The 11,676-nt window shown below is 68.5% G+C and carries 9 protein-coding genes and 1 pseudogene; all 10 read left to right on the top strand.

Going from position 1 to position 11,676, the window contains the following annotated elements; translation table 11 throughout:
- Positions 1 to 559 (top strand): annotated as a pseudogene (locus tag LK10_RS22440) (pyridine nucleotide-disulfide oxidoreductase); the annotation flags it as partial.
- Positions 560 to 608: 49 nt separating this feature from the next.
- On the top strand, positions 609 to 1,070 hold the full coding sequence (locus LK10_RS18360) for a MarR family winged helix-turn-helix transcriptional regulator (RefSeq protein WP_052207566.1): 462 nt from the start codon (positions 609 to 611) through the stop codon (positions 1,068 to 1,070).
- A gap of 108 nt (positions 1,071 to 1,178) precedes the next feature.
- Positions 1,179 to 3,050 (top strand): 1-deoxy-D-xylulose-5-phosphate synthase, encoded by a 1,872-nt coding sequence (dxs, locus tag LK10_RS18355; RefSeq protein ID WP_197061993.1) that lies wholly within the window; start codon positions 1,179 to 1,181, stop codon positions 3,048 to 3,050.
- A 31-nt stretch (positions 3,051 to 3,081) separates the two neighbouring features.
- Positions 3,082 to 3,927, top strand: coding sequence for a squalene/phytoene synthase family protein (locus LK10_RS18350; protein WP_197061992.1), 846 nt, complete (start codon positions 3,082 to 3,084; stop codon positions 3,925 to 3,927).
- Complete coding sequence (hpnD, locus tag LK10_RS18345) at positions 3,924 to 4,796, top strand: presqualene diphosphate synthase HpnD (RefSeq protein ID WP_043127000.1); 873 nt, start codon at positions 3,924 to 3,926, stop codon at positions 4,794 to 4,796. The genes LK10_RS18350 and hpnD overlap by 4 nt, the downstream gene beginning before the upstream one ends.
- Positions 4,793 to 6,148: a hydroxysqualene dehydroxylase HpnE gene (gene hpnE / locus LK10_RS18340; RefSeq protein ID WP_043126961.1), complete on the top strand. Its 1,356-nt coding sequence runs from the start codon at positions 4,793 to 4,795 to the stop codon at positions 6,146 to 6,148. Before hpnD ends, hpnE begins: the two co-directional genes overlap by 4 nt.
- Entirely contained in the window at positions 6,145 to 7,155 is a 1,011-nt protein-coding gene (locus LK10_RS18335) for a polyprenyl synthetase family protein (protein ID WP_043126958.1), read from the top strand. The genes hpnE and LK10_RS18335 overlap by 4 nt, the downstream gene beginning before the upstream one ends.
- A gap of 71 nt (positions 7,156 to 7,226) precedes the next feature.
- Positions 7,227 to 9,152: a squalene--hopene cyclase gene (gene shc / locus LK10_RS18330; protein ID WP_043126955.1), complete on the top strand. Its 1,926-nt coding sequence runs from the start codon at positions 7,227 to 7,229 to the stop codon at positions 9,150 to 9,152.
- Positions 9,149 to 10,714 carry a 4-hydroxy-3-methylbut-2-enyl diphosphate reductase gene (gene ispH, locus LK10_RS18325; RefSeq protein ID WP_081998672.1) on the top strand — a complete coding sequence of 522 codons (1,566 nt, stop codon included), beginning with the start codon at positions 9,149 to 9,151 and terminating at the stop codon, positions 10,712 to 10,714. The genes shc and ispH overlap by 4 nt, the downstream gene beginning before the upstream one ends.
- Positions 10,644 to 11,651: an adenosyl-hopene transferase HpnH gene (gene hpnH / locus LK10_RS18320; protein ID WP_043126954.1), complete on the top strand. Its 1,008-nt coding sequence runs from the start codon at positions 10,644 to 10,646 to the stop codon at positions 11,649 to 11,651. Before ispH ends, hpnH begins: the two co-directional genes overlap by 71 nt.
- Positions 11,652 to 11,676: the final 25 nt, after the last annotated feature.

The following is an 11,676-nucleotide window of genomic DNA, read 5'->3' as shown; positions in this document are numbered from 1 at the left end:
CCCGGGGAGGGTCGCGGGGATCCGGTTCGAGCGGATGGAGCTGGACGGGACGGGCAATGTCCGGGGCACGGGGGAGTTCGAGGACTACCCGGTCCAGGCCGTGTACCGGGCGATCGGCTACCACGGCTCGGAGCTGGCCGAGCTCGAGTACGACGTGCACCGGGGCGTGATCCCCAACGACGGGGGCCGGGTCCTGGACGCGGAGGGCAACCCCGTCCCCGGGGTGTACACGACGGGGTGGATCAAGCGCGGCCCCGTGGGCCTGATCGGCCAGACCAAAGGCGACGCGGCCGAGACGATCGGGCGCCTGCTCGAGGACCGGGACTCGCTCCCCCCGGCGCAGGAGCCCGACGAGCACGCCATCATCGCCCTGCTCGAGGAGCGCGGCGTCGAGTACACCACATGGGAGGGCTGGAACGAGCTCGACGCCCACGAGCGCTCCCTCGGGGAGAAGTTCACCGCCGAGTCCGCCGAACACGGCACCGTGGTCCAGCGCGAACGCGTCAAAGTCGTCCCCCGCCAAGACATGGTGCGCATCTCCCGCAGGCATGCGAGCTAGCCCGATGCCTGCCCAGGAGCATGAGCGGCCCGGCGCGTATCATGTGCGTATGTCGGATCTGACCGACGCCGAATACAGCCTGCTACTGACGTTTCGGAACGCTTTGCGCGCCTTCATCGTGTGGAGCGAACAGGAGGCTGTCAAGGCCGGATTGACCGCCCAACAGCACCAACTGCTGCTGGTGGTGCGGACGTACAAGGGCGGCGCGAGCGTGCGCGACGTCGCCGCCGCCCTGCGGATCCGCCACCACAGCGCCGTCGGCCTGGTCCGGCGAGCAGAGTCCACCCACCTGCTCGAACGCCACCGGGATCCCCGAGACGCACGAGTGGTGCGACTCAGCCTGACTCCGGAAGCGGGGGCCATGCTAGAACGCCTCAGCCGGGCCCATCTTGATGAGCTCCAACGGGCAGCGTCCATGCTCCATATTTCCGAGGATTTTCTCCAGCAGCTTTCGGCTGACTTCCTCCAACGCCTGCCGGGACTCTACACAGAGGGCTCGCCCTCGGCTTAGACTCACCACACGGAGCCTCGCAACGCGATATATTCACGGCCCGTTGGGAAGCCCGGACATTGTGCGGCTAAGCAGAAGCCGCCCTTGCATGGCCAACGGAGGTTCATGATGAGCATGCTCGATGAGCTTGACGGACCCGCCGCACTCCGCTCATGCACGGCAGCCGAACTCGCCGCGCTTGCCCGGGAGATCCGGCAGTTCCTGGTGGAATCTGTCTGCGCAACGGGGGGCCACCTCGGCCCGAATCTCGGCGTCGTCGAGGTCACGATGGCCTTGCACCGGGTATTCCAGTCACCCTTCACCCCCATCATCTTCGACACCGGACACCAGGCGTACGTCCACAAGCTCCTGACCGGACGGAGAAACGGCTTCAGCAGGCTGCGCACCGCCGGTGGGCTGTCTGGTTACCCGAACAGGAGCGAATCCAAGCACGATCTGGTGGAGAATTCCCACGCTTCGACGGCCCTCTCCTATGCCGATGGCCTGAGCAAGGCCTTCGAGCTCTCCGGGAGCAACCGCACGGTGGTGGCGGTCGTCGGTGACGGCGCGCTAACGGGAGGCCTTGCCTGGGAGGCGCTGAACAATCTGGGTGTTTCGAAGCGTCCGGTGATCGTCGTGCTCAATGACAACGGACGCTCGTACTCCCCCACAGCGGGAGGCCTGCCCCGCCATCTGCACCGGCTCCACGACCGCGCAGGCTATTCCGCCGTCGTCGACATGCTGGGGCGTGCCGGAGCGCAAGGAGGCACTCGGGAGCCCGATTTCGCGGAATCCATCTTCACTCAATTGGGATTCGAATACCTCGGCCCCGTGCCCGGGCACGACCTGACCGCCTTGGAGAGCGCTTTGGCCCACGCCGCGGGGCGTCGGTCCCCTGTGCTGGTGCACTGCCTCACCGAGAAGGGCAGAGGCTACGCACCGGCGGAGAACGACGAGGCCGATCGGCTTCACAGCGTCGGCGTGCTCGACGTCGCGACTGGGCGGCCGCCGCAGAGCTCACAGACGACCCTGACGGGGGCAACGACTTGGACCGACGCCTTCGCGGAAGCGATGCTCGAGGCTGGGTCACGCTATCCGGAGCTGGTCGGGATCAGTGCGGCGATGCTCGGGCCGACCGGACTGCAGCCCTTCGCGGATCGCTTCCCCGGAAGATGTTTCGACGTGGGCATCGCGGAGCAGCACGCGATCACTTCAGCAGCCGGCCTGGCCATGGGCGGAGCCCATCCGGTCGTAGCCCTCTACGCGACCTTTGCTGGCCGCGCCTTCGACCAGCTCCTGCTCGACGTGGGCCTTCACCGGCTTCCGGTCACCCTGAGCCTCGACCGCGCTGGCATCACGGGGCCGGACGGTCCGAGCCATCACGGCATCTGGGACTTGGCCATGCTCGGAAATATCCCGGGCATGAGGGTCGCCGCCCCCCGGGACGCGAAATCCTTGGCCGAAGAACTCCGAGAAGCGGTCGCGGACCAGCGAGGGCCGACAGCTCTGCGCTTCCCCAAGAGCAACCTCGGGCCCGCGATCCCGGCTATCGGCCACCACGACGGCGTCGACATCCTGCGGACCGCGGACCGGGCCGGCGTCCTCGTGGTCGCCGTCGGCGCGACGTCCGTGGCCGCATTGGGCGCGGCCGAGGCTCTCGCCGCGGAGGGCATCGAATGCACGGTCGTGGACCCGCGCTGGGTGCTGCCGGTCCCCGAGCCGCTGGTCGGCCTCGCCGCGAGCTACCCCGTGACCGTCACCGTGGAGGACGGGGTGCGCACAGGCGGAGTCGGCAGCCAGCTCGCTCAGGCACTCGCGGCCACGGGCGCCGACACGACCGTGGTGAACCTCGGCCTGCCCACCGCGTATATCCCGCACGGCAGCCGCACTGAGCTGCTGGCCCGCTACGGACTGGACGCCTCCGGGATCGCCGGCGCCATCCGCGCCCAGATCGACCGGCCGGTGCTGACGCGGCTGCATTCCAAGAGCGGGCCGCGGTGATGGCGTGAGCAGAAGGCGAAAGGAGGACCGGTTGCGGTCGACGACGGCGAGCGCTGAGCGGGCAGGAACGGCGGACGCTATGGCGGGCGAGAACTTCCCCGTGGCGCTGGCTGTGCTGCCCAAGCCCGTCCGCGCCGATCTGATCGCGGCCTACCGATTCGCCCGCTACGTTGACGACCTCGGGGACGAGGCGCCCGGTGACAGGACCGCTCAGCTGGAACGGGTGGGAGCCCAGATCCGCCTGCTGTACGAGACCGGCCGCGCTCAGGACGAGGTCGTGTCGGGCCTTGGCGGCCTCGTCGCCCGGGCAGAGCCGCCGGTCGAAGTATGGCTCCGGCTCGTCGAGGCCAACCTCGTCGACCAGCGGGTGGCCCGCTACGAGACGTTCGATGACCTTCTCGGATACTGCCGGCTGTCCGCCAACCCGGTCGGAGAAATCGTCCTGCACATCTTTGGCTGCGCGACCCCGGACCGCATCGCGTTCTCGGACAGGATCTGCACTGCCCTCCAGCTGCTGGAACACTGGCAGGACGTGGGCGAGGACTACAGCCGCGGACGGATCTACGTGCCGCAGTGCGACCTCCGGCGGTTCAAGGTCGCGGAAACCCTTCTGGACTCCCCGGTGGCCACCGAGGAGCTCCGATCCCTCATCGCCTTCGAGACCGACAGGGCGCTGGCGTGGCTCGACGCCGGCGCACCGCTGGTCTCGACGCTCAGAGGGTGGCCGCGGCTGGCCGTCTCCGGATACATCGCAGGCGGGAGGGCGGCCGCCTCGCTGTTGCGGCGCAGCGGACACGACCCAATGCTCACCCAGAAGCCATCCGGGCGGGACGTCGCGAGGGCTTGGCTGGAGGCGACCGTCAGGTGGCCCGGATGAGCGTTGAAGCCGCCTACGCCACGTGCGCCGAGATCACCCGCCGGGAAGCGAGGAACTTCTCCTACGGGATCCGCCTGCTGCCCCCCGTCAAACGCCAGGCGATGTGCGCGATCTACGCCCTCGCCCGGCGGATCGACGACATCGGGGACGGTACGATGCCGACCGACCAAAAGCTCCTGGCCCTTTCTGCCACGTCCGAGAGCCTGCAGGACCTGATCCGGGACGGTGTGTCAGCGGCACAGGATGACCCCGTCCTGGTGGCCTTGGCCGACGCCGCTGCCCGGCTCCCGATCGCTTTGGAGGCCTTCGATGAACTCATCGAGGGTTGCCGTGCGGACGTTGAGGGCCGGCAGTACGAGAGCTTCGAGCAACTGGTGCATTACTGCCGTTGCGTGGCGGGGTCCATAGGTCGGCTCTCCTTGGGCGTCTATGGCCCCGCCGAGCCCGAACGAGCCCGGCCGCTCGCTGATGCCCTCGGCGTCGCGCTCCAGCTCACGAACATACTGCGAGACCTCCGCGAGGACCGTCAGGTGGGACGGGTGTACCTGCCCCGCGAGGACCTCGATCGTTTCGGCTGCACCCTCGAGCTCGACAGCGAGGGCAACCTCGCGGACCCACCGGAAAGGTTTGCGGCTCTGGTCCGGTTCGAGGCGGCACGGGCCAAAGCCTGGTACGCAGATGGCCTGACGCTGCTCCCGCTCCTGGATCACCGAAGCGCTGCCTGTACCGCCGCGATGGCGGGGATCTACCGACAGCTGCTCGATCGAATAGCCGTTGACCCCGAAGTCGTGCGCGGGCAGCGACTCTCGTTGCCGACGTCGTCAAAGCTGCGGGTGGCGCTCCGTGCCATAGTGAGGGGGCGGGCATGAGCGGGCCGAACAGTGCACTGGTGGTGGGAGGCGGCCTAGCCGGTATAACCGCAGCGATCGGATTGGCCCAGCGGGGCACTCGGGTCACGCTGCTCGAGGCGCGCCCACGGCTGGGCGGCGCCACCTACTCCTTCCAGAGGGATAGCCTGACGGCGGATACCGGACAGCACGTGCTGTTGCGCTGTTACAGCCGGTACCAAGAGCTCCTGGCCCGGCTGGGGGCCTCGGACGACATCGCCATCCAGGACCGCCTCGACGTTCCGGTGATCTCGCCCCATCACCGCCCGACCCGGCTGCGCCGCGGCCTCCACGGACCCGCCCCGCTCCATCTCCTTCCCGCGCTTGCCGGCTACCGCGCTCTGCCCACGGCAGACCGGATCCGGGCTGTGCTCGCCGCCAGCGCACTCCGCGGCGTCGACCCCGATGATCCGGCGAGCGACGCAATCACCTTCGGCGCCTGGCTGCGCCGCCACGGCCAGACGCCTGCCGCCGTCGACCGGCTCTGGGGACTCCTGTGCATCGCCGCTTTGAACATCGTCCCTGAGCAGGCCTCGCTCGCGCTCGCGGCCCGAGTGTTCCGGACCGGGCTCCTCGACGACGTCCGGGCCGGGGACATCGGGGTGCCCCGGGTCCCCCTGTCCAGGCTGCACGACGCGCCCGCACGGCAGACGTTCGCGCGGCTCGGCATCGGCCTGCACACCGGGGAGCGAGTGCGCGGCATCAGCGAGTCCGGCCCCGGCCTCACCGTACGGACCGACACAGGGGAAGTCGACGCGGACGCCGTGGTGCTGGCCGTCCCACACGCCGCCGCGGCGCGTCTGGCCCCGGCTGCGGCGGTGCCGGATCAGCGCTGGAATGAGCTGGGGGACGCCGCCATCGTCAATGTCCACGTCCTCTACGACCGCCCGGTGACCGCCCTCCCCTTCGCCGCTGTGCTGGGCTCCGGCAGCTGGTGGGTATTCGACCGGACCGAAGCCGCGGGCGCCGCTCATGGGCAGTACCTCGTTTCCTCGCTTTCCGCCGCCCAGGAGCTCATCGGGACGCCCACGGAGGAGATTCGCACCCGCCATCTCTCCGCGCTGGCTGCGGTCTTCCCGGCCGCACGCAATGCCTCCGTGGTCGACTCTTTCGTGACCCGTGAACCGAGGGCCACGTTCCGCCAAGGAGCCGGAACCGGCGCCCTTCGACCGCCGGCCGCCACGCGCTGGCCTTCTCTCGCGCTGGCCGGCGCATGGACCGCAACCGGCTGGCCGGACACGATGGAGGGCGCCGTCCGCAGCGGACTGGCCGCCGTCGAAACGCTCGCTACCTCGTTCAAGCCCCAAGCACAGACAAGGGAAGTGATTGCATGACCGCGACCGTGAGCATCCTCGCCGAAGGGCAGCGGCGGATCGACGCACCGCTCCGCTCCGCACTGGACCGTCTGGATCCCGCGACACGGCACGTCTGCGGCTACCACCTGGGCTTCTGGGACAGCGATGCGAGCCCGATCTCGGGTACGGGAAAGGGAATCCGGCCCGCCCTCGCGCTGCTCTCGGCCTGGGCCGCGGGCGCGGGCGACGAAATTGGCATCCCGGCCGCTGTCGCGTGCGAGCTGATCCACAATTTCTCCCTCCTGCACGACGACGTGATGGACCACGACACCGAGCGCCGGCACCGGACGACGGCCTGGGCCCAGTTCGGCGTCCCAGCGGCGATCCTTGCCGGAGACGCGCTCTGCTCGCTTGCAAGCGAGGTGCTGGCCGAGGCGCCCTCGGCGACCAAGGACTGGGCCGTTCGGTGCCTCACGGCGAGCACCCGCCGCCTCATAGCCGGGCAGGCCGCAGATCTCGCCTTCGAGACCCAGGATCAGGTCAGTCTCGCCGAATGCCTCAAGATGGCTGCCGACAAGACTGGCGCGCTCATGGCCTGCTCGGCGTCGCTCGGCGCCGTCCTCGCCGACGCGCCCGCGGAACTGGCCTTGGGCTTGGCCGAGTTCGGCGAGCATTTGGGCCTGGCATTCCAGCTGGCCGACGACATCCTGGGAATCTGGGGCAACCCCGAACGGACAGGAAAGCCCGTCCTGTCCGACCTCCGGTCCCGGAAGAAGTCGGTGCCGGTGGTGTACGCGCTGGCTTCTGGCACTCCCGCCGGAGACCGTCTGGCCGTGCTCTATGCGCAGCCTGACGAGCTGAACGAGGCGCAGTTGCACGAGGCGGCAGAGCTGGTCTCGGAGGCCGGCGGGAAGGACTGGACGGAGCAGCGCGCCGACGAGGAGCTTGAGGCGGCCTTGGCGAGGATCGACTCCCTGCTCCTCCCGGGGCCGATTGCGGAAGACTTCACCACGCTGGCCCGGCAGCTCAGCCACCGGGACCGCTGAGGATAGCCGGGCATGGGAGAGGGGCAGCCGAACCGATGACGACGATCGATGGAAACGTGTCTGCTAGTACTTTGCGCCAGGCACCCGAACTGGCAGACTCCGCAGCCGCTCAGGCCTGCCTCGACGCCGCAGTCCAACACCTCCTGGGCCTCCAGCACGATGGCGGCTGGTGGCAGGGCGAGCTCGAAACGAATGTGACGATGGACGCCGAAGACCTGCTGATGCGGCAGTTCCTCGGTGTGCGGACAGCGGAGCAGACGGCGCAGTCTGCCCGGTGGATCCGCAGCCAGCAGCGCGCCGACGGCTCGTGGGCCAACTTCTACGGCGGGCCGCCCGATCCATCGACGACGGCGGAAGCCTACGTCGCGCTGCGACTCGCGGGAGACGCGCCGGAGGAGCCGCACATGCGGCGGGCCCGCGCCGTCGTCCTCGAGCATGGCGGACTCGAGCAGACGCGGGTCTTCACCCGCATCTGGCTGGCCCTCTTCGGGGTGTGGAGCTGGGATGAGGTGCCAGCGCTGCCGCCGGAGCTGATCTTCCTGCCGCCGCAATTCCCGCTGAACCTGTATGACTTTGCGTGCTGGGCCCGCCAGACGATCGCCCCGCTGACCGTTCTGGCTGCCTTGCGCCCACGGGCCGAGCTGGGCTTCGGCCTCGATGAGTTGCGCGCCGACCCTGCTCGCGAGCGGGCCCCCGAGCCTGCAGGACCGGCTGCCTCCCCCGCGGCGCGCGCCTTCGGCCTGCTCGACACGGTGCTGCACCGCTACGAAACGACGCGGCAACGCCACGAGAACTTCCCCGGGCGCGGAATGCGGGCGACGGCGCTGCGCCGCACCGTCGAGTGGATCGTCGAACGCCAGGAGGCGGACGGTTCGTGGGGTGGAATCCAGCCGCCGTGGGTCTACTCCCTCATGGCGCTGCACGCCTTCGGGTACGCGCTGGACCATCCGGTTCTGGCGAAGGGACTGGCCGGCTGGGAGCGGTTCACCATCACGGAAGAGACCGAGGCCGGCATGGTGCGCAGAATTGAGGCCTGCCAGTCCCCCGTCTGGGACACCGCCTTGGCGCTCACCGCACTGGCCGATGCCGGCCTTCCGCCGGGACACCCTTCTCTCGAGCGAGCCGCCGACTGGATCTGCGCGGAGGAGATCCGGGTCCGCGGAGACTGGTCCCTCCGCCGTCCCGATGTTCCCCCAGGCGGGTGGGCCTTCGAATTCGACAATGACGGCTACCCGGACATCGACGACGCGGCCGAGGTCATCATGGGCCTCGACTGCACCCAGCCCACACCGGAGCGCGGAAGCGCCGCCTCGCGGGGCCGGGACTGGATCCTTGGGATGCAGAGCCGGGACGGCGGATGGGCGGCCTTCGACGCCGACAACACCCGGGAGTTGGCCTATCAGCTGCCCTTCTGCGACTTCGGGGCGGTTATCGACCCTCCGAGCGCGGACGTCACAGCGCACGTCGTCGAAATGCTGGCGCGGCGCGGCGAGGAAGGCCCGGCGCTCGAGCGCGGGGTGCGCTGGCTGCTCGATCATCAGGAAGCCGATGGCTCTTGGTTCGGCCGTTGGGGCGCCAATTATGTCTATGGCACAGGGGCTGTGGTCCCGGCCCTGACGTTGGCCGGCCTTCCGCGGGACAGGGGCCCGGTCCGCAGGGCGGTGCAGTGGCTCTGCGCGCAGCAGAACGACGACGGCGGCTGGGGCGAGGATCTCCGCTCCTACGAGGACGCGGGCTGGGCCGGGCGCGGGGAGTCGACGGCGTCGCAGACGGCGTGGGCGCTGCTGGCCCTGCATGCTGCAGACGAGGCAGACGGCGACGCGGCTCGCCGCGGGGTGGACTGGCTCGTGGGCCATCAGCGCCCGGACGGCGGCTGGGACGAGCCGCAGTTCACCGGAACCGGCTTCCCCGGGGACTTCTACATCAACTACCACCTGTACCGATTGGTCTTTCCGGTCAGTGCTTTGGGCCGTTGCCTGAGGAGGTCTGCACGATGACAGAGATGATGCTGTGTGCGCCGAGCCGGCTCGAAGCCGCCGCGCTCAGGCGAACGGTGCGGAGCGGGGACGTCGTGCAAACGGGCATCGGCGGGAAGGCAGCCTCATGGGCCCTGGCCGACCGGGAGATCCATCGTGCCTCTGCGGTTGCCGTCGCCGGCATCGGCGGAGGCCTGCGCCCGGACCTCGTGCCCGGGGACGTCGTCGTCGCGACCGAGGTCCGCGGCGCTGACCGAACCATCGAGTGCCCAAGCGCGCCGCTGCTCGCGGCCACGCTCCGCCGCCAAGGACTGCAGGTCGTCACCGGGCCCATCGTCAGTGTGGACCACGTGGTGGTCTCCCCCGAGCGCGAAGAACTGGCTGCGACGGGGGCAATCTGCGTCGACATGGAATCCGCCCAGGTGCTCGCGGCTGCCCCGGACGCCTCGGTCGCAGCGGTGCGAGTCATCGCGGACCCCGCGGGCACCCCTCTGCTGCGGCCTGCCACCGTCGGCCGGATGGCCACCGCCCTTCGCGTCCTCCCCCGGGTCGGAGCCGCACTCCAGATCTGGGGCAGGGCAGTCGGTCCCCGTCAGGTCCTCCTGGCCGGTCCGCGTTCCTTCTGCGCGGGCGTCGTCCGCGCAATCGACGTCGTCGAACTGGCCCTCGAGCAGCGCGGTGCCCCGATCTACGTGCGCAAACAGATTGTGCACAACAAGCACGTCGTGCAGGACCTCGCGTCCCGCGGCGCCGTCTTCGTCAACGAGCTCGACGAGGTCCCCTCGGGCGCCACGGTCGTCTTCTCGGCCCACGGGGTCTCACCTGCTGTGCGCGCGGAGGCTGAACGCCGCAACCTGGACGTCATCGATGCCACCTGCCCCTTGGTTCAGAAGGTGCACACGGAGGTGCGGAGGTTCGCGGACGCGGGAGACACCGTGATCTTCCTCGGCCATGCCGGCCATGAAGAGGCCGAGGGAACCATGGGTGAGCGCCCCGCGAACACGCTGCTCGTCGAAACCCCGAATGATGCTCGCACCGTCGCGGTCGCGGATCCCGACAGGGTCTCGTACATCATGCAGACCACGCTTGCCGCCGACGAGGTGGCCGAGCTGGTCGACATTCTGCAGGCTCGGTTCCCCAACCTGAGGGAACCCGCTTCAGATGACATCTGCTATGCAACCACCAACCGCCAGCTGGCCTTGGCAGAGGTCGCCAGGGACGCTGGGCTTGCCCTCGTGGTCGGCTCCACCAACTCGTCGAATTCCCAACGGCTCGTGGAAAAGGCAGAGCGGGTTGGCACCACGGCACATCTCATCGACGATGTGGCCGACATAGACCTTGAATGGCTCAACGAGGTCGGAGTGGTTGCACTCACGGCGGGAGCTTCCGCGCCCCAGGAATTGGTGGATGGAGTCATTGCCGGATTACGCGGCCTTGGCGCTGTTGACGTCCTGGAGAACGGAATCACAGAAGAACACGTCCAATTCACATTACCGAAGGAGGTGCGCCACCATGAGCGTGCCCTTGCGCCAGAATCTGCGGATGGCCGGCTATCTGGCCGCGCAGAAGATCAAAGGCAATAAGAAGTTCCCACTGCTGGTGGAGCTCGAGCCGTTGTTCGCCTGCAATCTGGGCTGCGCCGGCTGCGGAAAGATCCAGCACCCGGCGGACCAGTTGCGCCGACGAATGCCCGTCGAGCAGGCGGTGAGCGCGATCCAGGAATGTGGGGCACCAATGGTGTCCATCGCCGGGGGTGAACCCCTCATGCACCCCGAGATCGACCGCATCGTGAACGAGCTCGTCGCGCAGAAGAAGTTCGTCTACCTCTGCACCAACGCGCTGCTCGTGCGCAAGTGGTGGCACAAATTCGATTTCAAGCCCTCGCCGTATTTCGCGTTCACCATTCACTTGGATGGGCTCCGCGAGCGGCATGACAAGTCGGTGTGCCAAGACGGGGTCTTCGATGAGGCCGTCGAGTCGATCCGATGGCTGCAGGACCGGGGATTCAGGGTCACGACCAACACGACCATCTTCAATACGGACACGCCCCAGACGATCATCGATGTGATGAATTTCCTCAACGATGACCTCAAAGTGGACCAGATGATGATCTCCCCCGCCTACGCCTATGAGAAGGCACCGGATCAGGAGCATTTCCCGGTCGTGGAGGAAACTCGGACCCTGTTCTCCAAGGCCTTCGCGAACGGCAACCGCAAGCGCTGGCGGTTGAATCACACGCCGCTCTTCCTCGATTTCCTGGAAGGAAAGCAGGACTTCCAGTGCACGGCCTGGGGCATCCCCAGCTATTCGCTGTTCGGCTGGCAGAAGCCCTGCTACCTGATGTCGGATGGCTACGCCGCAACCTACAAGGAACTGGTCGAAGAGACGGATTGGGACAAGTACGGCCGCGGGCGCGATCCCCGGTGCGCCAACTGCATGGCGCACTGCGGCTACGAACCTACGGCGGTAATGGCCACGATGGGCTCGCTCCGGGAGTCCCTGCGCGCCATGCGGGGATGACGACGACGGGCGGGTGACGACGGGC

Source organism: Sinomonas humi, assembly GCF_000802235.1.
GTDB lineage: Bacteria > Actinomycetota > Actinomycetes > Actinomycetales > Micrococcaceae > Sinomonas > Sinomonas humi.
The sequence above is the reverse complement of the archived record's forward strand: the minus strand, read 5'-3'. Positions and strand labels throughout refer to the sequence as shown.

Coding starts and splice junctions, on each gene's coding strand:
- LK10_RS18360 (WP_052207566.1), top strand. CDS start 609: ATGTCGGATCTGACCGACGCCGAATACAGCCTGCTACTGACGTTTCGG.
- dxs (WP_197061993.1), top strand. CDS start 1,179: ATGAGCATGCTCGATGAGCTTGACGGACCCGCCGCACTCCGCTCATGC.
- hpnD (WP_043127000.1), top strand. CDS start 3,924: ATGAGCGTTGAAGCCGCCTACGCCACGTGCGCCGAGATCACCCGCCGG.
- hpnE (WP_043126961.1), top strand. CDS start 4,793: ATGAGCGGGCCGAACAGTGCACTGGTGGTGGGAGGCGGCCTAGCCGGT.
- LK10_RS18335 (WP_043126958.1), top strand. CDS start 6,145: ATGACCGCGACCGTGAGCATCCTCGCCGAAGGGCAGCGGCGGATCGAC.
- ispH (WP_081998672.1), top strand. CDS start 9,149: ATGACAGAGATGATGCTGTGTGCGCCGAGCCGGCTCGAAGCCGCCGCG.
- hpnH (WP_043126954.1), top strand. CDS start 10,644: ATGAGCGTGCCCTTGCGCCAGAATCTGCGGATGGCCGGCTATCTGGCC.